The sequence below is a fragment of the Ruegeria sp. CJ6 genome (assembly GCF_056536665.1).
The window spans coordinates 485141-508411 of sequence record NZ_JBQFQB010000001.1 but is presented as its reverse complement, the minus strand read 5'-3'; the positions used below and the strand labels follow the sequence as shown (position 1 = coordinate 508411).

Annotated in this window: 23 protein-coding genes; 14 read left to right on the top strand and 9 right to left on the bottom strand. The window is 56.6% G+C overall.

The annotated features are described in order from the left end of the window. The first annotated feature begins 69 nt into the window (after positions 1-69). The gene (locus ACR0BT_RS02580; protein ID WP_480762472.1) at positions 70-1617 is read left to right on the top strand and encodes a helicase HerA-like domain-containing protein; all 1548 of its coding nucleotides are present in this window, start codon (positions 70-72) and stop codon (positions 1615-1617) included. A gap of 45 nt (positions 1618-1662) precedes the next feature. Here ACR0BT_RS02580 and ACR0BT_RS02575 read toward each other — a convergent pair whose 3' ends face one another. The 6 genes from ACR0BT_RS02575 to ACR0BT_RS02550 form a co-directional block, all read right to left on the bottom strand. Further along, the gene (locus ACR0BT_RS02575; RefSeq protein ID WP_480438555.1) at positions 1663-1875 is read right to left on the bottom strand and encodes a hypothetical protein; all 213 of its coding nucleotides are present in this window, start codon (positions 1873-1875) and stop codon (positions 1663-1665) included. Between the two features lie 227 nt (positions 1876-2102). After that, entirely contained in the window at positions 2103-3416 is a 1314-nt protein-coding gene (locus ACR0BT_RS02570) for a branched-chain amino acid ABC transporter permease (protein ID WP_170421678.1), read from the bottom strand. After that, on the bottom strand, positions 3413-4423 hold the full coding sequence (locus ACR0BT_RS02565) for a branched-chain amino acid ABC transporter permease (protein ID WP_170393049.1): 1011 nt from the start codon (positions 4421-4423) through the stop codon (positions 3413-3415). The genes ACR0BT_RS02570 and ACR0BT_RS02565 overlap by 4 nt, the downstream gene beginning before the upstream one ends. Positions 4424-4508: 85 nt before the next feature. Beyond that, positions 4509-5339 carry an ABC transporter ATP-binding protein gene (locus ACR0BT_RS02560; protein WP_170393050.1) on the bottom strand — a complete coding sequence of 277 codons (831 nt, stop codon included), beginning with the start codon at positions 5337-5339 and terminating at the stop codon, positions 4509-4511. Beyond that, on the bottom strand, positions 5336-6124 hold the full coding sequence (locus tag ACR0BT_RS02555) for an ABC transporter ATP-binding protein (RefSeq protein ID WP_170393051.1): 789 nt from the start codon (positions 6122-6124) through the stop codon (positions 5336-5338). Before ACR0BT_RS02555 ends, ACR0BT_RS02560 begins: the two co-directional genes overlap by 4 nt. 125 nt (positions 6125-6249) lie before the next feature. Next, the gene (locus tag ACR0BT_RS02550; protein WP_170393052.1) at positions 6250-7431 is read right to left on the bottom strand and encodes an ABC transporter substrate-binding protein; all 1182 of its coding nucleotides are present in this window, start codon (positions 7429-7431) and stop codon (positions 6250-6252) included. 170 nt (positions 7432-7601) lie between these two features. Between ACR0BT_RS02550 and ACR0BT_RS02545 the strand changes: the two genes are divergently transcribed. Both ACR0BT_RS02545 and ACR0BT_RS02540 read left to right on the top strand, forming a co-directional pair. Beyond that, positions 7602-8696 carry a PQQ-dependent sugar dehydrogenase gene (locus tag ACR0BT_RS02545; RefSeq protein ID WP_480762471.1) on the top strand — a complete coding sequence of 365 codons (1095 nt, stop codon included), beginning with the start codon at positions 7602-7604 and terminating at the stop codon, positions 8694-8696. Positions 8697-8784: 88 nt separating this feature from the next. Continuing rightward, the gene (locus tag ACR0BT_RS02540; RefSeq protein WP_170393054.1) at positions 8785-9312 is read left to right on the top strand and encodes a GNAT family N-acetyltransferase; all 528 of its coding nucleotides are present in this window, start codon (positions 8785-8787) and stop codon (positions 9310-9312) included. 20 nt (positions 9313-9332) lie between these two features. On the opposite strand, the gene ACR0BT_RS02535 is transcribed toward ACR0BT_RS02540, so the two are convergent. After that, complete coding sequence (locus ACR0BT_RS02535; RefSeq protein ID WP_170393055.1) at positions 9333-10337, bottom strand: GlxA family transcriptional regulator; 1005 nt, start codon at positions 10335-10337, stop codon at positions 9333-9335. A gap of 169 nt (positions 10338-10506) precedes the next feature. On the opposite strand from ACR0BT_RS02535, the gene ACR0BT_RS02530 reads away from it, so the two are divergent. Beyond that, entirely contained in the window at positions 10507-11877 is a 1371-nt protein-coding gene (locus ACR0BT_RS02530; RefSeq protein ID WP_170393056.1) for a class II 3-deoxy-7-phosphoheptulonate synthase, read from the top strand. 55 nt (positions 11878-11932) lie between these two features. On the opposite strand, the gene ACR0BT_RS02525 is transcribed toward ACR0BT_RS02530, so the two are convergent. Beyond that, on the bottom strand, positions 11933-12604 hold the full coding sequence (locus ACR0BT_RS02525) for a PAS domain-containing protein (protein WP_170405809.1): 672 nt from the start codon (positions 12602-12604) through the stop codon (positions 11933-11935). A gap of 232 nt (positions 12605-12836) precedes the next feature. On the opposite strand from ACR0BT_RS02525, the gene ACR0BT_RS02520 reads away from it, so the two are divergent. From ACR0BT_RS02520 to phoB, 10 genes are all read left to right on the top strand, one after another. Beyond that, on the top strand, positions 12837-13727 hold the full coding sequence (locus ACR0BT_RS02520; protein WP_170393692.1) for a YicC/YloC family endoribonuclease: 891 nt from the start codon (positions 12837-12839) through the stop codon (positions 13725-13727). A 15-nt stretch (positions 13728-13742) separates the two neighbouring features. After that, entirely contained in the window at positions 13743-14384 is a 642-nt protein-coding gene (gene gmk, locus ACR0BT_RS02515) for a guanylate kinase (RefSeq protein ID WP_170393058.1), read from the top strand. Then, entirely contained in the window at positions 14381-14902 is a 522-nt protein-coding gene (locus ACR0BT_RS02510; RefSeq protein ID WP_170625900.1) for a gamma carbonic anhydrase family protein, read from the top strand. Before gmk ends, ACR0BT_RS02510 begins: the two co-directional genes overlap by 4 nt. Before the next feature lie 6 nt (positions 14903-14908). Further along, the gene (locus ACR0BT_RS02505; RefSeq protein WP_170625901.1) at positions 14909-15940 is read left to right on the top strand and encodes an ATP-binding protein; all 1032 of its coding nucleotides are present in this window, start codon (positions 14909-14911) and stop codon (positions 15938-15940) included. Between the two features lie 181 nt (positions 15941-16121). Further along, positions 16122-17162 carry a substrate-binding domain-containing protein gene (locus ACR0BT_RS02500; protein WP_170393061.1) on the top strand — a complete coding sequence of 347 codons (1041 nt, stop codon included), beginning with the start codon at positions 16122-16124 and terminating at the stop codon, positions 17160-17162. An 88-nt stretch (positions 17163-17250) separates the two neighbouring features. Then, complete coding sequence (pstC, locus tag ACR0BT_RS02495; protein ID WP_170732224.1) at positions 17251-18723, top strand: phosphate ABC transporter permease subunit PstC; 1473 nt, start codon at positions 17251-17253, stop codon at positions 18721-18723. Then, positions 18720-20036, top strand: a complete 1317-nt coding sequence (pstA, locus tag ACR0BT_RS02490; protein WP_170393063.1) for a phosphate ABC transporter permease PstA — start codon at positions 18720-18722, stop codon at positions 20034-20036. Before pstC ends, pstA begins: the two co-directional genes overlap by 4 nt. A gap of 12 nt (positions 20037-20048) precedes the next feature. After that, positions 20049-20846: a phosphate ABC transporter ATP-binding protein PstB gene (gene pstB / locus ACR0BT_RS02485; RefSeq protein ID WP_170393064.1), complete on the top strand. Its 798-nt coding sequence runs from the start codon at positions 20049-20051 to the stop codon at positions 20844-20846. Positions 20847-20862: 16 nt separating this feature from the next. Continuing rightward, a complete protein-coding gene (gene phoU / locus ACR0BT_RS02480; protein WP_170393065.1) occupies positions 20863-21564 on the top strand; it encodes a phosphate signaling complex protein PhoU in 702 nt (233 codons plus the stop codon). A 12-nt stretch (positions 21565-21576) separates the two neighbouring features. After that, entirely contained in the window at positions 21577-22266 is a 690-nt protein-coding gene (gene phoB / locus ACR0BT_RS02475; protein ID WP_170393066.1) for a phosphate regulon transcriptional regulator PhoB, read from the top strand. Here the strand turns inward: phoB and ACR0BT_RS02470 are convergent. Then, complete coding sequence (locus tag ACR0BT_RS02470; protein WP_480762470.1) at positions 22263-23174, bottom strand: LysR family transcriptional regulator; 912 nt, start codon at positions 23172-23174, stop codon at positions 22263-22265. The two genes, phoB and ACR0BT_RS02470, sit on opposite strands and share 4 nt — an antisense overlap. Positions 23175-23271 lie beyond the last annotated feature (97 nt).

Here is a 23271-nt window from a genome sequence, read left to right as displayed (position 1 = left end):
TTACTCTCGCAGCGAAAGGTTAACTTTGTATGCTTGCAGCAGATCGGTAGAATTCGGGACAGATTTTCAATGGACAACAAGATCTTCGTAGGCGGTGGTGGCGACGGCTATTCAGTGGCACAGGGGCTGTCGCTTAAATATGCGAACCGCCATGGCCTGATTGCCGGTGCGACCGGTACGGGCAAAACGGTTACGCTGCAAATTCTGGCTGAAGGCTTCTCACAGGCGGGGGTTCCAGTGTTTCTGGCCGATGTGAAAGGTGACTTGTCGGGGCTGGCGCTGCCTGGAAGCGAAACCCACAAATTACACCAGGCTTTTTTGGATCGGGCCGCGAAGATCGGGTTCGGCACATTCTCTTACGCCGCGTGTCCAGTCACGTTCTGGGATCTGTTTGGCGAGCAAGGGCATCCGGTCCGAACCACCGTAACCGAGATGGGCCCACTGCTGCTATCGCGATTGATGGAACTGAGTGAGGCGCAGGAAGGCATTCTGAACATCGCCTTTCGGGTCGCAGACGAAGAAGGCATGCCGCTGCTTGACCTGAAAGACCTGCAGGCATTGCTGGTCTGGATAGGCGAGAATCGCGCCCAACTATCGCTGCGCTATGGCAATGTCTCGACATCTTCGATCGGTGCTATTCAACGCCGCTTGCTGGTTCTGGAAAATCAGGGCGGTACCAATCTGTTTGGCGAGCCTGCGTTGGACCTGGCCGACCTGATGCGGACAGATGCGAACGGGCAGGGGATGGTGAACATTCTGGCCTCTGACAAGCTGATGGGCTCTCCGCGCCTATACGCGACTTTCCTGTTGTGGCTGCTTAGCGAATTGTTTGAAGAACTGCCCGAAGTGGGGGACCCTGAAAAACCGAAACTGGTGTTCTTCTTTGATGAAGCGCACTTGCTGTTCGAGGACGCCCCCAAGGTGCTGGTGGACAAGGTCGAGCAGGTGGCGCGCTTGATCCGATCAAAGGGCGTTGGCGTTTATTTCATCTCGCAGAATCCGGCAGACATCCCGGATGATATTCTGGGTCAGCTGGGCAACCGGGTCCAACATGCGCTGCGGGCCTTCACAGCGCGCGACCGCAAGAATCTGCGACTTGCTGCTGAGACCTATCGTGAAAACCCAGCTTTCGATACTGAGACCGCAATCCGAGAGGTGGGCGTGGGCGAGGCCGTGACCTCGATGTTGCAAAAGAAAGGTGTTCCGGGCGTGGTCGAGCGCACTTTGATCCGGCCTCCGGGCTCTCAACTTGGTCCGATTACCAAAGCTGAGCGTCAGTCGGTGATCAAAGCTTCGCCGATGGATGCAAAATACGGCAAGCGTATCGACCGCAAATCGGCGTTTGAGATTCTGCAGGCGCGCGCGGATGCCGCTGCGAATGCGGCGGAACAGGCGGAATCCGACGAAGTTCTGGAACAGCAGACCCCGGCAGAACGCGAATACGCCTCGGCCCGAAGGTATTCGGGCAACCGCGTTGGGCGATCGTCATCTCGTCTTTCGCGCAAAAAGGATACCTTCGCCACGGCCATGAGCGAGGCCGTGATCAAAGAGCTGAAAGGAACAACTGGCCGCCGCATCGTCAGGGGCATACTGGGCGGCTTGTTCCGCAATCGCTAGGATCCGGAGTGCGGCGCGCGCCGAACCAGTCGCGCGCCCATATTGTTATCGATTAAGCCGGCGCAGGCCTTCCTGTCTGCAATAATTATCCGCCTCGGGCACCGACATTTTGGTGGCCGGAAAATCGATTGCGCGGTCCCAGGTGACGCGGTCCTGGCGGTAAAGCTGACAGGTCACAACACCTTTGGGCGTCTGGACCTTGACCGGGGTGGTCTCTAATTGTTCAGGTGAGGGAATACACGCTGATAGCGTTGCCATCAGCGGGATCCCGATTGCGAAAACTCTGAGTGGTTTAATCATTGCGACTACGGTGCTCTCATCTTGGTTAACTGTCAGATCGTTACAACTCCGCACCAAACAAACATGGTATGGGGCACAGCGCGATGTGGTGGATCACGATACACCGATTTAGAGCGTTCTGACTCGCCGCACAATAAAACGCACCGATTAACGGTGCGTTAGGGGAATTTCGCAGGAAATTTTGCTTATTTCTCGGGGATCAGCCCTCTTGGACTGAATCTGAGAACAATCAAAAGAATCAGTCCCATGGTGAACAGGCGCATATGTGCGGCGCTATCGATCAGATGCGTCTTAAGTGCGCTGCCGTCAGGCATGCCTGAGGTTATCAGGTTCATCAGCCACAGGCCCATGGGTTCAACCTGAACCCACAGGAACCAGATCAGGAACGCTCCCAGTACGGCTCCGAAATTGTTGCCCGACCCGCCGACGATCACCATGACCCAGACAAGGAAGGTAAAGCGGAGCGGGTTGTAAGTGCCCGGCGTCAGCTGCCCGTCCAAAGTGGTCATCATCGCACCGGCGATGCCGCAGATGGCTGAGCCCAGAACAAAGATCTGTAGATGGCGGCGGGTGACATCCTTGCCCATCGCCTCGGCGGCAACCTCGTTGTCGCGGATGGCGCGCATCATGCGGCCCCAAGGGCTTTTCAACGCCATCTGAGCCATCCACAGCAGCACCAGTAGCACGATCAGGAACAGCAAAGAGTAGCCCAGCTTGACGGAAAGCGTCGAGGCAGTAACCGGATCCAGCCCGAACCACTCGGCCCTTGCAAGGAAAGTTGGGTCTTGCTGCAATTCAACTTCGTAGCCAACCACCGGTGAGGGGCGTGGAATGCCGTAGACGTTCTTGACCCCACGTGCCAGCCAGTCCTCGTTTTTCATGACGGCGATGATGATCTCGGCGATACCAAGTGTGGCGATTGCCAAATAGTCCGAGCGCAGGCCCAGCGCTGTTTTTCCGATCAGCCATGCTGCGCCCGCCGCCAAAAGTCCCCCGGCAGGCCAAGCGAATAGGACAGGAAGGTTCAAACCGCCGATATTACCAGCGACAGCAGGATCAATCGCTTCGATCGCAGCTACGTTGGGATCAAAAATTGCGCGGTAAACAAAAAAACCTACGACCAGAATACCGATGATTGCAAAGGTTTGTGTGCGTCCCTTGGGCATTTTTTGGGCCACCATCACAGCTGCAACCACGGTTGCCGCGCCCATTAAAAGCGACAGGATGACGCCATATCCTCCACCAGACCAGGCGCCGGGGGTTGGGGGTGTCGAAACCAGCACAACCGCGAGCCCGCCCAGCGCGACAAAGCCCATGACACCAACGTTGAAGAGGCCAGCAAAGCCCCATTGCAGGTTGACGCCAATCGACATGATGGCCGAGATCAAGCCCATGTTCAGGATCAGGATTGCGGCGTTCCAGCTTTGGGTGAATCCGGTCAACAGGATGAGTGCGCCGACGACCACAAAAAGCAGCGTGTTTTTGACGGGCTCGCTCATATCACTTTTCCTTTGAACAAGCCGGTTGGCTTAAACAGAAGTACGATCAGCAAAATGGCAAAGCTGACAGCGAATTTGTAATCGGTGGACAGGAACTGCACCAAACCTGACGGCTCCAGATTTTCAGGTGCCAGATAAGTCAGCACTTTCTTCCACGCGTAGGTGATCGTCACCTCAGAAAACGCGATGATGAAACCGCCCGCGATAGCGCCCAGAGGGTTTCCTAGGCCACCCACGATAGCCGAGGCAAAAATCGGCAGCAAAAGCTGGAAATAGACAAATGGCTTGAAGCTTTTGTCGAGGCCGTAGAGCACACCAGCAGTGGTCGCCAGCGCGGCAACGATGATCCATGTGATCATCACCACGCGCTCGGGGTTGATACCGGACAGCAACGCAAGATCCTCATTGTCAGAATAGGCCCGCATTGATTTGCCGGTGCGCGTTTTGTTCAGGAACCAGAACAACAGCGCCACGGCGACAACCGCGACGATCACCGTGATGCCCTGGGAGGTCTTGATTGCCAGCCCTTCACGCAGCCCAGTCATCGCCTTGAAATCTCGCGCCGAGACGATGAAACGCGCTCCGTCCGAGAACCTCTGGTCATCCGGACCGATGATGAAACGAACCAGCCCGTTCATGATGAACATCACGCCCATCGAGACGATCACCAGAATGACAGGCTTGGCCTTCTGTTCCCGATAGAAGCGATAGACCAACCGGTCGGTGATCAGCACCAGAACGATACAGCCCAGAATGGCAAAGGGCAGGGCGAGCAGAGCCGTTGGCAACGGCCCGAAACTGACGCCTGCGGCTTGCAGGCCCCAAGTGACCAGCACCGCGATCATCGCGCCAAAGGCCATCGTATCGCCATGGGCAAAGTTCGAAAACCGCAGGATGCCGTAGATCAGCGTCACCCCCAAAGCGCCCAGCGCCAACTGACTGCCATAGGCGATTGCGGGAACAAGAACGAAGTTGGAGAGCGCCACAAGGGCGTTGAGGAAGTCCATTAGTTCGTTACCTCATTTTCCAAGTTCGTACGTCTTTTCGACCTGATTTCAGAGTGATCAAACACGAGAGTAGCTGTCACTGGCGTCATCCCCCCAAGAAACTCTTGCGAACTTCTGGATCGGCCAACAGCTCCTTGCCTGTCCCGGTATAGGCATTGCGACCCTGGACCAGTACATATCCCTTGTCCGCAATCTCCAGCGCCTGACGGGCATTCTGTTCGACCATCAGGATCGGCAGGCCGGTGCGCGAAACTTCGATGATCCGGTCGAACAGCTCATCCATCACGATTGGTGAGACACCGGCGGTGGGTTCGTCCAGCATCAACACCTTGGGCTGGGTCATTAGCGCACGGCCCACGGCGACCTGTTGACGTTGACCACCTGACAGCTCTCCGGCGGCCTGATTGCGTTTGTCGCGGAGAATGGGGAAGAGGTCATAGACCTGTTCCATCGTCTGGCTGATGTCGTCGCGCCGGATGAAAGCACCCATCTCTAGGTTCTCTTCCACTGTCATCGACGTAAAAATGTTCGAGGTCTGCGGGACAAAGCCCATGCCGCGTACCACGCGGTCTTGCGGGCTGAGATTGGTGATATCTTCGCCATCCAGCCGCACAGACCCTTGGCGTACGTCCAGCATACCAAACACAGCCTTCATTGCGGTGGATTTGCCCGCGCCGTTGGGGCCGACGATCACCGCGATCTCGCCCTTGTCAACGGCGATGGTGCAGTCATGCAGGATGTCCGGCCCTTTGCCATAGCCACCAGTCATGGTGTCGCCAATCAGGAAAGGACCGCCCTCGACCCGATGCGTTTCACCGCTTTTGCGATGTGCTGGAGTCATGGTGCCGACGCCATGCGTATTGGTGATCGAGGCGTCCTTGTTGCCCTTGTCGTCCTGGTAGGGGTTGTCGCTCATGCGCCCGCCTCCAGCTTGTCTTTGTTCTTAAGGCCGGTGCCTAGGTAGGCTTCGATCACGTGTTCATTGGCCTTGATCTCGTCCAGAGTGCCTTCGGCCAGCACCTTTCCCTCGGCCATACAGATGACCGGGTCGCAAATCTTGCCGATGAAATCCATGTCGTGCTCGATAACGACGAAGGTATAGCCGCGCTCCTTGTTCAGGCGCAGGATCGTGTCGGCGATGGTCATCAGCAGGGTGCGGTTCACACCAGCGCCGACCTCGTCCAAAAACACGATCTTGGCATCGACCATCATGGTTCGGCCAAGTTCCAGCAGCTTCTTCTGACCGCCCGAGACCTGACCGGCCTTGTGATCGGCCAGATGTTCGATTGTCAGGAACTCCAGCACCTCATCGGCTTTCGCCCTAAGTGCGCGTTCCTCATCCGCGATACGCTTACGCCCGAACCATGTGTTCCACAGCGATTCTCCGGATTGTGCGCCGGGCACCATCATCAGGTTTTCACGGCAGCTCATCGACGAAAACTCATGCGCGATCTGGAAGGTGCGCAGCAGACCTTTATGAAACAGCTCATGCGGGGGCAGGCCAGTGATATCCTCACCGTCCATATGTACCTTACCGCTAGTCGGTGGAAGTACGCCCGCGATCACGTTGAATAGCGTGGTTTTTCCGGCCCCGTTCGGTCCGATCAGACCGGTGATCGAGCCCTTTTGGATTTCCAGCGATGCCCCGTCCACCGCATGAAACCCGCCGAAATGCTTGTGCACGTCATCGACGACGATCATCTTTTCCCCTAGCCGCCGTTTTCGGCGTTTTTACCATCCCCGTTAACCGGAGTGCGGCCTTTTTTCATTGAAACAGCCCGGACACAAGGGCCGGGCTGCTTGTTTTTATGACTTTTAATCTTGGATCAACGGAAGTTGACGGTCTTGTTTTCGCCGTCGGTCACCTCGATCTCGCGATAGGAACCTGCGCTTTCACCTGGGCCGATCAGTTCAACGCCCGATGCGCCGACATAATCGATGTCCTGACCGGCAGCCAACAGCTCCAGACCTTTAGCCAGTTCTCCGGGGAAGATTTGCTCACCCGGAGCATTGGCGACATCCATGATTTTCGCGCCGTATTCAGCGGGGTTGGTCGAACCTGCGGCCTGCATCGCCAGCATGAACAGCGCGGCGGCGTCATAGCTTTCCGGCGAGTAGGGCGACGAACCGTCAAAGCCCGCAGCTTCAGCCATGGCAAAGTACTTCTCGGCACCTTCACCGCCCGAGCCAGCGATCTGACCGAACGAGCCGTTCAGGTCGGGGCCAACGTTTGCCGGCAGCGAGTCACCGATCATGCCGCCCGGCAGACCGAACGTGTCAAACGCTCCGCTGTCCAGAGCCGACTGGATGATGCCCAAACCACCTTGGTCCAGATATCCTGCGACCACGAGAATATCGCCACCGGCCGAGGCCAGCGCGCCAACTTCAGCCGAGTAGTCGGCTTTGCCGTCTTCGTGCGCGGCAACGATGGTGACTTCGCCACCCGATGCCTCGAACGAGGACTGGATCGCATCCGCCAGACCCTTGCCATAGTCGTTGTTGGTGTAGGTCAGCGCGATCGAGCTGATGCCACGATCGTTCAGGATGTCAGCCATCACCTGACCTTCACGCGCATCCGACGGGGCGGTGCGGAAGAACAGGCCGTTGTCTTCCATGGTCGACAGACCCGGAGACGTGGCCGACGGCGAGATCATGACCATGCCGTTCGGGATTGCGACGTTTTGCAGGATCGCGCCAGTGACGCCCGAGCAGTCGCCGCCGATGATACCGGCAACGCCATCGGCAATCATACGTTCGCCGTTCGAGGTGGCCAGACCATTGTCGATACAGCCGGTATCGGCGCGGGTTCCGGTCACGCTTGCGCCGTCCAGCAGTTTGCCGGATTCGGTGACCTCGGCCATCGCCATTTCAGCGCCCGAACCCATGGCCGGGGCCAGCGATTCAATCGGGCCTGTAAAGCCGAACAGCACGCCCAGCTTCACGTCCTCGGCCATAGCGGTACCCGCCAGCAGAGCGGTTGCTGCAGTAGCGGTAAGCAGCTTTTTCATTAGGTTACTCCCTATTTATCGTTTGAACGTCGTCGTTCTGGGCATGACCCTAGGCAAGCTGTCCGAAAAAGAAAAGTCCTAACAAAAAAGTGCTTTTGAAAGCAGCAATCCTATCTGTTTTGTTAGGCTAGGTCAGTTTGTTGCGGTGCACCACTAGGGATTGGGTCGATATGATCAGAACTTTTGCGATTCTCATTCTGTCGTGCTGGTCGATTGCAGGCTGGTCCGATGTCATCAACACAACCGGCGGGCCGGTTCAGGTTACTCAGGTGGTCAGAGGCCTTGATACACCTTGGGCGATTGGCATTCTTCCGGATGGCAGCTTTGTTGTCACTGAGCGAGATGGCGAGCTTTTGTACGTTGCCGGAGGTGAGGCGAAGCGCATCAAGGGTCTGCCAAAAGTGGTCGCGAACGGGCAGGGCGGTTTGCTAGATGTCACCATCGCGCGTGACTTCAATCAGACCCGCGAGCTTTTTCTGACTTTCTCCAAATCGCAACGAGGCGGTGCAGGCACCGCTGTCGCTGTCGCTCGTTTATCGGAGAACGGAGAACGTCTGACCAATCTGCGTGTGATATTCGAGGCCTCTCCCGGTGGCTCAGGCGGGCGCCACTTTGGTTCTCGCGTCGTTGAAGCGAATGATGGCACATTGTTCGTCACTATCGGTGACCGAGGTGATCGCCCGGCTGCGCAGGATCGATCGAACCACATGGGTACGGTCATTCGGATCAACCGTGATGGTTCAGTTCCCGCTGATAACCCTTTTGTTGGCGATTCCAATGTAAGGCCCGAGATCTGGTCGTTTGGTCACAGAAACCCGCAGGGTGCCAATTTGGATCTGCAGGGTCGGCTTTGGATTTCGGAACACGGGGCAAAAGGCGGGGATGAGGTTAATCTGATCAGACCCGGTGCCAATTATGGCTGGCCAGTGATTTCGTATGGCGTTCATTATTCGGGTCAGAAGATCGGTGAAGGCACGTCGAAGCAAGGAATGGAACAGCCCGAGCATTATTGGGATCCTTCCATCGCACCCTCTGGCTTGATGGTCTATTCCGGGAAACTTTGGCCGGAATGGAAGGGGAATCTGTTCGTTGGCTCTTTGAAATTCGACTACATTGCACGTTTGGCGGGCGATCCACTGCGTGAGGCTGAGCAGATCGAAGGCCCCGAGACCGAACGTGTTCGCGACATCGCCGAAGCACCAGATGGGTCGATCTGGTTCATTTCCGTCGGGCAAGGCGCGGTTTACCGAATGACGCCCCTCTGACGGTATTAAACGGGGTTAGGGCGTTTGCTTCTATGCCATTCGGTCACGGTGTATCTATTCCAGGCTTCAGGGTGATCAGGAGATTTGAATGTGTGATTTTGTAATCGAGCTTTGTGAAACAATGCCGCCAAAGCGCGAACTGAATACGATCCTGGCACAATATTACGCGCTTATCGTGCAACGAATGCAGGATATGGGCTTTGAGATTGATCCAGCAGCCCCCGAAAGCGCATTGGCGGAGTTTTGGGCGCATACAGAGGATTACCTACCCCCGAATGGATGTCTTGTGGTGGCGCGAAACGATGCCGGAGACATCATTGGATGTGGGATGCTGAAACGATTTGATCACCAAACCGGTGAACTTAAGCGGGTTTTTGTGACCGAGGAGGCACGGGGGACCGGTGCCGGGCGTGCCTTGATCGAAGCCCGGGAACAGGCCGCGCGTGATATGGGTTTGAAACGCCTCATCGCCGATACGCTTACACCGAATGTCGAAATGCGCGACCTGTACCCCAAACTTGGTTTTGTTGAACTGGACTCACCAATCGAAACCACGACCTATCTGGATCAACCGATGTTACGGCCGCACCTGCACTACTTTGCGAAAGATTTGTAAGGTTTCCCTGCGGCTTTGGATTAGACAGACAACCGACCGCTCTGTGCACCGCGTTCGCGATAAGGCGTGGTGTTGTAATGCGCCCGGTAGCATTTGGAGAAATGCGACGGGCTGGCAAAGCCGCAAGCCAGCGCCACATTGATGACGCTCATATCGGTCTGCATCAGCAAGTTCCGCGCTTTATGCAGGCGCAGTTCCATATAGTAGCGCTTGGGCGAGCGGCTGAGATAGCGGCGGAACAGACGTTCTAGCTGGCGCGTCGACATGCCTACGTCCTTGGCTAGAATAGAAGGCGAGATTGGCTCTTCTATGTTCTTTTCCATCATCAGGATAACCTGACTGAGCTTGGGGTGGCGCACGCCGATCCGTGTAGGTGTCGACAAACGTTGCGTGTCCTGATCCGTACGTATCGAAGAATAGATCATCTGATCAGCGACCGCGTTGGCCAGATCTTCTCCGTAATCTTCGGCAATCAGCTTGAGCATCAGGTCAATCGAGGATGTGCCGCCAGCAGTTGTCATTCGGTTGCCATCAACCAAAAACACCGACTTGGTCAGCTCTACTGTGTCGAATTCTTCGGCAAAACTGTCTGAGTTTTCCCAATGGATCGTTGCGCGCTTGCCTTCCAGCAAACCGGCTTTGGCCAGCGTATAGGCCGCGGTGCAAAGACCGCCGATTTTCAACCCTTTACGCGCTTCGCGGCGTACCCAGTTCAGGATGCGTTTGGTGGTTGCCGCTTGTACATCGACCCCCCCGCAGATCAGGACGACATCGTCACGCTGCAATTCGGTCAGATCAGAATCAAGATTGAAAGAAGTTCCGGCTGAACAAGTCACTGTTTCACCGCCTTCGCCCGTCAAGGTCCAGGTATAAAGCTCTCGGTTGGCCATTCGATTGGCGATCCGCAGACTGTCCAAAGCCGAAGCGAATGACAAAAGGGAAAACTTGTCCAAAAGCACAAATACAAAGTTATGCGGCTTGCCTGTGCTATGATCCACAGTGACAACTTGGCGTTGCTCTTGCATGGCGAACTGTCCTTGATTCGGCGCGCACCGGGATTTCCACGGTGGCGGATATGCCAGTCACCATGCTCAAAGCTTGATTATGGCGTCAAGAGGCGCAAAAGGGATATGGCCTCTCATTCATGCTTTTTGTATAGAGGCCACCTGAAATACTTCAGCGGAGATAAAAGCTATGACTGAATGGCAAAAAACGAACTGGCGCAACAAGCCCCGGGTTCAGATGCCAGACTATACCGACGCGGCCGCGCTGGCCAAAGTCGAGGCGCAGCTTTCGCAGTATCCCCCGCTGGTTTTTGCGGGTGAAGCGCGACGGCTGAAGCAGCATCTGGGAGCCGCGGGCCGTGGCGAAGCGTTCCTGTTGCAAGGCGGGGATTGCGCTGAAAGCTTTGAGCAGTTCAGCGCGGATGCGATCCGTGACACGTTCAAAGTGATGCTGCAGATGGCAATGGTGCTAACCTACGGCGCCAAGGTTCCCGTGGTTAAAGTTGGCCGCATGGCGGGCCAGTTCGCAAAACCGCGCAGTGCGCCGACAGAGGTTGTGGACGGTGTGGAGCTGCCCAGCTACCGCGGTGACATCATCAATGAGCTGGCCTTTACACCCGAGGCACGTATTCCGAATCCCGACAAGATGCTTCAGGCCTATACACAGGCGGCGGCAACACTGAACCTGCTGCGGGCGTTCTCGACCGGTGGTTTTGCGGATATGAGCCACGTGCACTCGTGGACGCTGGGTTTCGCCGATGGGCAAGATGTTCAGAAATACTCTGAGATCGCTGACCGCATTCAGGATTCGATTGACTTCATGGGGGCTGCTGGCATCACCGCCGACACCACCCACGAATTCTCATCGGTGGAGTTTTACACCAGCCACGAGAGCCTGTTGCTTGAGTACGAAGAGGCGTTGACCCGTCTGGATTCGACCTCGGGCAATTGGTTGGCCGGTTCTGGGCACATGATCTGGATCGGCGATCGGACCCGTCAGCCCGACGGTGCGCATGTCGAGTTCTGCCGGGGTGTTCTGAACCCGATTGGTCTGAAATGTGGCCCGACAACCAGTGCCGAAGACCTCAAGGTTCTGATGTCCAAGTTGAATCCCGAAAACGAAGAGGGGCGTCTGACTCTGATCGCGCGCTTTGGTGCAGGTAAAGCGGGTGAGCATCTGCCGCGTCTGGTCAAAGCCGTAAAGGAAGAGGGCGCACAGGTTACTTGGGTCTGCGATCCGATGCATGGCAACACGATCAAATCCGCGACCGGCTACAAGACCCGGCCGTTTGATTCCGTGCTGCGCGAAGTACGCGATTTCTTTGGCGTACATCAGGCTGAAGGCACGATCCCCGGTGGTGTTCATTTCGAGATGACAGGGCTGGATGTCACCGAATGCACCGGAGGTGTGCGCGCGGTGACCGAAGAGGATCTTTCGGATCGCTATCACACAGCTTGTGACCCGCGCCTGAACGCCTCGCAGTCGCTGGAACTTGCATTCCTTGTCGCGGAAGAACTGACCAACCTACGTCGTGACCGCAGCAAGCGCGCTGCAAGCTGACTTCGAATACATCCTGAATTAGTAAGACGGCGGGCCTCATGCCCGCCGTTTTCATTTAGTCGTCACGTGATGATACCAACCTTAAGTGCGGTGCCCCTTTGAACGTGGTCTGGTCTTCAGCGAACCCCTCTGCTTGCTGTTGGACAGGCCTCGGAGGCTGTTGCAAATCAGAGATCGTGTTGACGCGGCGATCCGAGACGATGAAGCGACGCGGTGTCGACCCGATGGTTCCGTCGCTGACCATGACCCCAAGAATGCGGCTGACGTCGCCCAGATCGCTTTTAAGCGGCAGCAGGATCATGCGGGCCTGAAGGCTGGTTCGTCCCAGCTTGCCTTTCGAAAGCAAGCCCAGTTCGGCAACCGCGGGGCGGGTGAGGACTTGGTCCAGAATGGATTTGACATCATCGCGGGCGCTCGGTTCGAAAAAAGCCGTTAGAGGCATACCGCGAACTTCCATGCCCGCCAGATTGTTCAGGTGACTTCCCGCCAGCCGAAACCGGGCCAAACCCGGCGCGATGCGTTCCAGTATGAAAGTGTATTCGAGAATATTCTCCAGGCCGCGCGGATCGATCTGCGAGCGCATCGGAACGCCTTCACCTGTCAGCAAGGCGGTCCAATAGGCTTCGGCCTGACGGATGGGAGAAAGGCTTCGCCCGCTGTCAAATCGGTCCATTGCGATGATCTTTCCAAGTTCTGAGCCGGAACCAGTCCCGAAAAAGGTTTTCATTTCATCACCCTACCATCAATCACTCGCGATTTTCCTAAAATGCCATCTAATGGGCAAAGCTGCGATCCGCCAGCTTTTCTGACTGTCAGATTGACACGGGTTAATACAATTTTGGAGCAATTCTTTAACGAATGGTTAACCTCTTGGCATTGATTGGGGAATGAGCAAGGTCTTGCCCCTTGCTGGTCAATGGCATTAGGTGCGACCAGTGAATTTGACGGAAAGGGCAGGCATGATCAAATCCATGACCGGTTTCGCCTCGGGCAAGGGGGCGTTTGGTCCCCATAGCTGGACTTGGGAATTGCGCAGCGTCAATGGCAAGGGGCTGGATCTACGTCTGCGGCTTCCCGATTGGTTGACAGGGTTAGAGGCCGCGCTGAGAGGCGATCTGTCGAAGCAGGTCAACCGAGGGAACATCACGCTGTCCCTTCGGATGGGACGGGAAGAATCCGCCGCGGATGTCCGGTTGAATACCCCAGCGATGGAAGCTGCGCTGGATGCACTGGCCCAGACCGAAGCGCTTGCTGGCGCGCGGGGCGTATTGTTGGCTCCCTCCAAAGCCAGTGATCTTCTTGCGTTGAAAGGGATGTTGGAAGCCGGAGCTGACGCGGATGATCCAGCCCAACTTGTCGAGCACCTGAAATCTGAGTTCGGTGGCTTGCTTGCTTCATTCATTGAGATGCGCGGTTCCGAAGGTGAAGCTCTGTCAGGCATTCTTGCGGGACAACTCGACCAAGTCGCAAAGCTGACGGATCAGGCCGCTGATCTGGCCGAGCGTCGCCGCGAGGAAATGGCGCAAAACATGCGCGAAAATCTGACGCGCGTTCTCGACAATACGCAAGGTGCGGACCCTGATCGCGTTGCACAAGAACTGGCCCTGATCGCGGTCAAGGCCGATATTACCGAAGAAATTGACCGGTTGAAGGCCCATGTCACTGCGGCGCGTTCCCTTTTAACGCAAGACGGCCCGGTTGGGCGTAAGCTGGATTTCCTGATGCAGGAGTTCAATCGTGAGGCCAATACGCTTTGCTCGAAATCGCAGAATGCCGAACTGACGGCGGTTGGGTTGGAGCTGAAAGCGGTCATCGATCAGATGCGCGAGCAAGTGCAGAACGTGGAATAAGGACGGGAACATCACATGGCGGATCGCCGCGGTCTATTAATCATACTGTCCTCGCCTTCGGGCGCAGGTAAATCCACTCTGGCCCGCCGTTTGATGCAATGGGATGTCGGTTTGGAATTCTCGATCTCGGCCACCACCCGTGCTCCGCGCCCGGGTGAGGAGCATGGCCGGGAGTATTACTTCCTATCCGAGGACGAGTTCAAACAGCAGGTGGCGGATGGGCAGATGCTGGAACACGCGCATGTGTTCGGCAACTTCTACGGCTCTCCTGCTGGACCGGTCCGCGAGTCCATCACACAGGGGCGTGATGTGCTTTTTGATGTCGATTGGCAGGGAGAAGTGCAGATCCGCAATTCGGATCTGGGCAAGCATGCGTTGTCGATTTTCATCCTCCCTCCCTCGATCCGTGAACTACGCCGCAGGCTGGAAGGGCGTGGGCAGGACAGTGAGGATGTGATCGCCAAGCGCATGTTGAAAAGCTGGGATGAGATCAGCCATTGGGGCTACTACGACTATGTTCTGATCAACGATGATTTGGATACCACCGAGGAAAAGCTGAAGACCATCGTTAGCGCAGAACGCATGCGTCGCATCCAACAGCCCAGCCTGCAGAACCACATCCGCTCGTTGCAGACCGAGTTCGAGGGCTTGTCATGACCATCTATGCCTTGGGCGATCACTCGCCGCAAATTCACGAAGACACCTGGGTAGCCCCCGACGCCAACTTGATCGGCAAAGTAGTCCTGCAACAAGGCGCTTCGGTCTGGTTCGGGTGCACCATCCGGGCCGATCACGAAGAAATCCGTGTGGGCGCAGGCAGCAATGTGCAGGAAAACTGCGTGATGCACATCGATGCGGGCTATCCGCTGACCATTGGGAAGAACTGCACAATTGGTCACAAGGTCATGCTGCATGGTTGCACGATCGGAGACAATACGCTGATCGGTATGGGGGCTATCGTTCTAAACGGGGCGAAGATCGGAAAGAACTGTCTGATCGGGGCAGGGGCGCTGATCACCGAAGGCAAAGAAGTTCCCGATAATTCGTTGGTCATGGGCTCGCCGGGCAAAGTTGTGCGGCAGCTTGATGAGGCGGCGGCCCAGAAACTAACGCTGAGTGCGCTGCACTATCAGGACAACATGCGCAAGTTTCGCCAAACACTGCTTCCGGTCTAAACGCGTATGACGGATACCCTGCTTGCCGAATTGGTTTCAGCCATTCCGATGCCCGCCGTGCTGGTTGGTCAGACTGAGCGTATTGTCGCCGCAAATAGCGAGGCGCGGACGCTTTTGGGGCACGCAATCGAAGGCAGGCATTTTGCCACGATCCTGCGCCAGCCTCAGGTCATCGATGCCGTCGAACAATGCCTGCGCTCGAAGCAGCCCGGCAAAGCGCGGCATCTTTCCAATGATGGTGCTCAGGATACGACGTTTGAGGTGCAGTGCAGATTCGTCGGCGGGACCGAGGCGGTATTGGCGGTATTTCAGGATATCACGCATCTGGAACAGGCCGGTCAGATGCGGCGCGATTTCGTGGCCAATGTCAGCCATGAATTGCGCACGCCGCTAACGGCCTTGATGGGGTTTATCGAAACATTGCAAGGCCCCGCTCGCGACGACACGGCCGCCCGCGACCGCTTTCTTCAGATCATGGCGGATGAGGCCAATCGGATGAACCGGCTTGTGGGGGATTTGCTGTCGCTCAATCGGGTGGAAAGTGAAGAGCGGGTCAGACCCAAAGAGCCATTGGAACTGACAGGCTTGATTCAATCGACCTTAAACACTCTGCGACCGCTGACGGATGATGCCAGTGTTGTTGTTTCGTTGGATGCCCCAAACGAGTCGATCGAGATGGTCGGAGACAGCGATCAGCTTCGCCAGGTGATAACCAATCTCGTTGAAAACGCGATCAAATACGGGGGCAGCGGCGGCAAGGTCGGTGTGGTCGTAACCCTGTCTGAGCGGGATACGGCGATGCGCGGTCCTGCGGTACGGATCAAGATCATTGATCAAGGGCCCGGTATTGATGCCAAACACCTGCCCAGGTTGACCGAACGGTTCTATCGCGCAGACAGTCACCGCTCGCGCGAGTTGGGCGGAACCGGACTGGGGCTTGCGATCGTGAAGCATATCGTCAATCGCCATCGGGGCAGGTTGCGTGTGGAAAGTGAACCGGGGCAGGGAGCGACGTTTACGGTCATTCTACCACGCTAAGGTCGTGCCAAACGCAGGCTTTACTGGGGTGACGCATCGTCAAGTTAAGAATTTCTGAGAAATTCATGAGTTGTCATGAAACCGTTACATACCTGTCACAAAAGGCTTACGCAGGCGTCATAGTGCTGCGCTCAGATCATCATGGGGATGATCAGTACCCATCCTTTTCAAGGAGACTGAAATGTCCTTTGTAAAACTGTCGGCTTCTGCGCTGGCTATCGCTGCCGTCTCGGCAACCACTGCTGCTGCGCGTGACAACGTTCAAGTTGCTGGCTCTTCCACCGTTCTGCCTTATGCGTCAATCGTTGCAGAACTGTTCGGTGAAAATACCGACTTCCCCACACCGGTTGTTGAATCAGGCGGCTCGTCCGCCGGTCTGAAACGCTTCTGCGAAGGCGTCGGTGAAAACACGATCGACGTTGCAAACGCATCGCGTGCCATCCGTGAAAAAGAGATTAAAGCATGCGCCGAAAACGGTGTGACCGACATCATGGAAGTCCGCATCGGTTATGACGGCATCGTATTTGCAAGCCAGCAGTCGGGTCCTGCCTTCACGGCGTTTGAGCCTGCGGATATTTACAATGCCATCGGATCGAAAGTGATGAAAGATGGCGCGCTGGTCGACAACAGCTTCAACAGCTGGGCCGAGTTCAACGCTGACCTGCCGGATGTGGAAATCGCAATGTTCATCCCGGGCACCAAGCACGGCACCCGCGAAGTGTTCGAAGACAAAGTTCTGCTGGCAGGTTGTGAAGCGACGGGCGCGATGGAAGCCATGGTCGCGGGCGGCCTAAGCGAAGATGACGCCGAAGATGCATGCCTGGACGTGCGCACCGACGGCAAATCGGTCGATATCGACGGTGACTACACCGAAACTCTGGCCCGCATCGATACCAACACCAATGGTATCGGCGTGTTTGGTCTGGCGTTCTACGAGAACAACACCGACAAGCTGAAAGTGGCTACGATGGGTGGTATCGCACCGTCGACCGAGAGCATCGCGTCGGGTGAATACCCCGTCTCACGCCCGCTGTTTTTCTACGTCAAGAAAGCGCATATCGGCGTGATCCCCGGTCTGAAAGAATACGCCCAGTTCTTCACTCATGAAGAAATTGCTGGTCCCTCGGGCCCGCTGGCCAACTACGGTCTGGTTGCCGATCCTGAACTGGCAAAAACGCAGGACGCGATTGCCAACGAAGTAACCTTGGGTTCGGGCAGCTAATCCCTCACCCCGATTGAATTGACTGGGGGCGGCGTTTTCTGTCGCCCCCAATTTTTCCCTAATCCCGATCAAGACCTATGGGGGCGTCATGCCAATTCTTTGGCTCATTCTGATCGTGCTTGCGATCGCGGCAGTCGGATATGTTTTGGGGCGAATGCGCGCCTTGCAAAGTGCCGGAGGGGACAGCCGCAATCTGCATTCTCTGCCCTCGTTTTATGGCGCGAACGTCGCACTGAAAGTCATAGTTCCCGCCTTGGGTTTGTTGATCGTCTGGCTGCTGGTTCAGCCGCTCTACGTTAACTCTCAGATCTCGGAGATGGTTCCCGAAACGGCGATCAAGGAAGGATCGTCGCGCAGTCTTGTTATGGCCGAGGTGCGTCGGACCGCAAATGGTCTGGACAGTGCCGTTGCGCAGGGACATCTCACCGAAACGCTCGCACAGGATGCGCGGGCAGATATTTCCGAGATGACCCAAAAGTTGAAGGACGCGGGTCAAGTCGTAACCTCGGACATCACGCAGACGGTTTTGCATGCAGCTCAAGCCTATCGGGCGATAAATTCAACCGGTTACGCGATCATGTCCGTCGCTGTGATACTCGTCGCCTTGGCCGGTGCTGCGTTCAGTTGGTTACAGACGCATTCTGAATATCGTGCCCGCAATGTGGTTGAGCAGGGAATTCGTGTGATGCTGCTGGCGGCTGCGTCGATTGCGATCCTGACAACGGTCGGCATCGTCCTTTCGCTGGTTTTCAATACGTGGGAGTTCTTCAAGCTTTACCCGGCATCAGAATTCTTTTTCGGTACTACCTGGGCGCCCAGTTTCTCGGGCCGTGGTGGGGCATCAGATCTGGGTATCATCCCTTTGCTGTGGGGCACGTTCTATATCTCGTTGGTGGCGTTGTTGGTGGCCGTGCCAATCGGTCTTTTCGCTGCGATTTATCTCAGTGAGTACGCTTCTTCGCGCGTGCGCTCGATCGCCAAACCAATGCTGGAAGTGCTGGCCGGTATCCCGACCATCGTTTACGGCCTTTTCGCTCTGCTGACGGTTGGCCCGCTGTTGCTGAGCGTGTTCGGGGATGATGGTTTGGGCTGGATGAAAGCCGGTACGGCGGTGATGACCGCCGGTCTTGTCATGGGCATCATGCTGATCCCGTTCGTTTCGTCGCTTTCCGACGACATCATCAACGCGGTGCCTCAGGCCATGCGTGATGGCTCTTACGGGCTGGGGGCCACACAATCCGAGACCATCCGGCAGGTCGTTTTGCCCGCAGCCTTGCCCGGGATCGTCGGTGCGATCTTGCTGGCAGCTTCGCGTGCAATTGGTGAGACCATGATCGTGGTTCTGGGGGCAGGGGCCGCTGCGCGTCTGGACCTGAACCCGTTCGAGGCCATGACCACCGTAACCGCCAAGATCGTCAGCCAGCTGACAGGCGACGCCGATTTCGCCTCGCCCGAGGCCCTCGTCGCCTTCGCGCTTGGCATGACACTGTTCATTCTCACGCTGGGGCTGAACGTTTTCGCCCTGTATATCGTGCGCAAGTATCGGGAGCAGTACGAATGACCGACGCCAGCATGCAAAACACCTCGACCTCGCTGACTGCATCCGATGCCCGGACCAAAAAACGCGCGGCTGCCGAAAAGCGTTTTCGCGCCTACGGGATCGTCGCTATCGCGACCGGACTGTTCTTTCTGATTGTGTTGTTTGCCTCAATCCTGTCGCAGGGCATCCCGGCCTTCCAGCGCACAGTGATCAGTTTAGAATTCACGCTGAGCGAAGCGCAGCGCGATGAAGCCGAAGGCACGATGTTCAAGACAAAGGCCTACTCCAATCTGTTCATTGCGGAACTGAATGAACAACTAGCCGAAAGTGGCATCACCGTGGATTTCGATCAGGATGCCATCGAGCGTCTGTTGGGCAAAATCGGCGGTACGATCCGAACCTTCTATGCCGATAATCCTAGCAAGCTGGGTGAGCCGATCATGTTCGATCTGGCGGCTTCAAGCCGTGTGGATGGCTACTTCAAGGGTCGGGTGTCTCGTGACACCCTGCAGGACAGCCGCTTCCTGCAACTCAGCGATCTGGATCTGGTGGACGCGTTGAAAGAGGCAGGGATCATCAAACAGGCATTCAACTGGCCGTTCATCACTGGTGCGGACTCGGGCGTGGATAACCCCGGTGGCGCGGGTATTGGTGCCTCAGTTGTTGGCTCGTTCTTCATGATGCTGGTGGTGCTGTGCCTATCGCTGCCCATTGGGGTCGCCGCCTCGATCTATCTGGAAGAGTTTGCGCCGCAGAACAAATTTACCGACCTGATCGAGGTGAATATCTCGAACCTGGCCGCCGTTCCGTCCATCGTCTTCGGTATCCTGGGGCTGGCAGTGTTCATTCAATTCATGCACCTGCCGCAGTCGGCACCGCTGGTGGGTGGTCTGGTGCTGACGCTGATGACCCTGCCAACGATCATCATCTCGACCCGAGCCTCGCTAAAGGCGGTTCCCCCGTCTATCCGCGACGCGGCGTTGGGGGTAGGGGCCTCGAAGATGCAGGCCGTCTTCCACCACGTGCTGCCGTTGGCCGCGCCCGGTATCCTGACTGGTACCATCATTGGTTTGGCGCAGGCGCTGGGTGAAACTGCTCCGTTGCTGTTGATCGGCATGGTGGGCTTTGTCGCCCGAGGCTATCCCGATGGCTTTTTGGCGGGCTTCACCGAGCCGAACTCGGCCATGCCGGCACAGATCTACACCTGGGCCGCGCGTGCCGATGTGGGTTTTTACGAGAAAGCCTGGGGCGGCATCATCATCCTTTTGATGTTCCTGCTGACCATGAATATCATCGCTATCATCCTGCGCCGCCGCTTTGAACGCCGCTGGTAGGAGGGGTTTAAAATGAACGATATGACACGAGTGGAGAGAACCGTGGACTCCAAAGACATCAAGATCAACGCCAAGCAGGTTCAGGTCTACTACGGTGAGACCCACGCCATTAAGGACGTGAGCGTCGATATCGAAGACAAGACTGTGACGGCTTTCATCGGTCCCTCTGGCTGCGGTAAATCCACCTTCTTGCGCTGTCTGAACCGGATGAACGACACAATCGACATTTGCCGGGTGCAGGGTGATATCCTGCTGGACGGTGAAGACATTTACGACAAGCGCGTCGATCCGGTACAGTTGCGTGCCAAGGTCGGCATGGTTTTTCAAAAACCGAACCCGTTCCCCAAATCGATCTATGACAACGTGGCTTACGGTCCGCGTATCCACGGCCTTGCCAAGAATAAGGCAGAACTGGATGAAATCGTAGAGAAATCTCTGCGTCGTGGTGCGATCTGGGATGAGGTCAAGGACCGTCTGGATGCCCCCGGTACCGGCCTTTCTGGTGGTCAGCAACAGCGTCTTTGCATCGCGCGCGCCGTAGCCACCGAGCCTGAGGTGCTATTGATGGACGAACCCTGTTCGGCGCTCGACCCAATCGCAACCGCGCAGGTCGAGGAACTGATCGACGAACTGCGTTCACGCTATTCAGTGGTGATCGTAACCCATTCGATGCAACAGGCCGCGCGGGTCAGTCAGAAGACAGCGTTTTTCCATCTGGGGAACTTGGTTGAGTTCGGCGAAACCGGGCAGATCTTCACCAACCCCGAAGATCCCCGAACCGAAAGTTACATCACCGGCCGGATTGGCTGAGCACAGGATAACTGCAATGAGCGAACAACATATTGCATCCGCGTTCGACCGCGACCTTGAGGCCATCCAAGCACACATCATGAAGATGGGTGGACTGGTCGAAGCCGCCATTATGGGCGCGGCCCGGTCGCTGGAGACCCGCGACGAAGAACTGGCAAATGAAGTGCGTCAAGGCGACAAGGCCATCGACGCACTGGAAGAACTGATTGACGAAGAGACCGCGCGCCTGATTGCCTTGCGTGCACCGACGGCCAGCGATTTGCGGCTGGTGCTGTCCGTGCTGAAGGTAGCGACCAACCTTGAACGGATTGGAGATTACTCCAAGAACATCGCCAAGCGAACGACCGTTCTGGTGAATGCCGGCGAAATCAACGGCAGTGCCGCCGCTCTGCGCCGAATGGCGCGCGAGGTCGAGCGGATGCTGCGCGACGCGCTGGATGCCTATATCCAGCGTGATGCTGAGCTGGCGCAGGACGTGATCGAGCGGGATCTGGAAGTGGACCAGATGTATAACGGCCTGTTTCGCGAGTTCCTGACCTTCATGGCGGAGGATCCGCGCAACATCTCATCGTGCATGCACCTGCATTTCATCGCAAAAAATATCGAACGCATGGGCGATCACGTCACCGCCATTGCCGAGCAGGTCGTCTATCTCGTCACCGGCGAGAGACCCAGCGAAGCGCGCCCCAAAGCCGACAACACGTCGCAAACGATCTAGGAGATCTCAGTCATGTCCGCTGATCAACCGACGGTACTGGTTGTTGAGGATGAGTTGGCCCAAAGAGAGGTACTGGCCTATAATCTGGACGCCGAAGGGTTCCGGGTAATCCGTGCCGCTAATGGCGACGAAGCTTTGTTGCTGGTCGAAGAAGACCGCCCGGATATCATCGTTCTGGATTGGATGATGCCCAATCTCAGCGGTATCGAGGTCTGCCGCCGCCTGAAAACGCGGCCGGACACCCGATCAATTCCGATCATCATGCTGTCGGCGCGCTCGGAAGAGGTTGATAAAGTGCGCGGCCTTGAAACCGGTGCCGATGATTATGTGGTCAAGCCTTACTCGGTTGTCGAATTGATGGCACGTGTACGGACACAATTGCGCAGAGTCCGTCCAGCGACCGTTGGCATCCGGTTGGAGTTTGACGATATCATACTGGACTCTGAGACCCACAAGGTCAGCCGCGACAACAAGCTGTTAAAACTGGGCCCGACCGAGTTCCGGTTGCTGAGCACATTCATGGAAAAGCCCGGCCGGGTCTGGAGCCGCGAGCAGTTGCTTGACCGCGTATGGGGCCGCGATATCTACGTCGACACGCGTACTGTTGATGTTCATATCGGTCGTCTGCGCAAAGCGTTGACCCAACATGGCGGCGAAGATCCGGTGCGAACGGTGCGCGGGGCAGGGTACGCGCTCGGCTAACGTGGCAATGACTCTTCGGTCTGGGCCTGAGAAGCAAGCCAGTGTCGAAACTCTCGCAATGATCCGTCATCCGATTTTTCGCGCGGCCAAACCAGATAATATGCCCCCATCGTCTCCATCGCGTCAGGGAAGGCTGCAACCAGCCTACCTGTCGCAAGGTCTTGTTCCACCAGATAGTTTGGCAACAGCGCAACACCCAGGCCGTGCAACGCGGCTTGGTTGATGGTGTTGAACTGGTCGTGGACGGTGCCGGGCAGGGGATGCGGGTGCGTGACACCCATCTGCTGAAACCAGTCCTGCCAGGCGCGCGGTCGTGTCTGGATATGCAGCAGCGGCAGTTTTAGCAGATCGCGAGGTGAGGTCGGAGTGCCTTTGGGTAAAAGCTCGGGCGCGCAGACGGGCAAAACCCGCTCGACACTTAATAACAAGCGATCAGTTCCCGGCCAATCAGGTTCCCCAAAATGTAAAGCCGCATCAAAGGGTTCCGAAGCAAAACTAAACGGTCGCAACCGCGTGGTCATGTTGATTGTGATATCCGGATGGCGGCGGGCGAAATCCGGCAGACGCGGTACCAGCCAGCGCATTCCGAATGTCGGCAGAATCGCCAGATTCAATGTCCCACCGACAGGGGAAATGTGCAGTTTCAGCGCCGCCTGCGCGATCTGAGACAAGGCTGGCCGAATTTCTTGTACATAGTCTTGTCCAGCCTTTGTCAGTGACAATCGCTTGCGATCACGGCTGACCAATTCTGCGTCCAAATGCGCTTCAAGCGTCTGCAGTTGCCGACTGACCGCGCTCTGCGTCAGTGCCATTTCATCCGCGACTGACGAGGCTGATCCAAGGCGATCCAAAGCTTCAAGCGCGCGCAGCGCGGATATAGGCGGCAGGATAGGGCGCTTGGTGTCCATCTATGCGTTTTGATCATGAAACAATGCAAATGTCTCGCTGTTTTTTGAATATTTCTCAGATTATAGTTGCGCAAATCTATTCAAGTCGGAGAAGCAA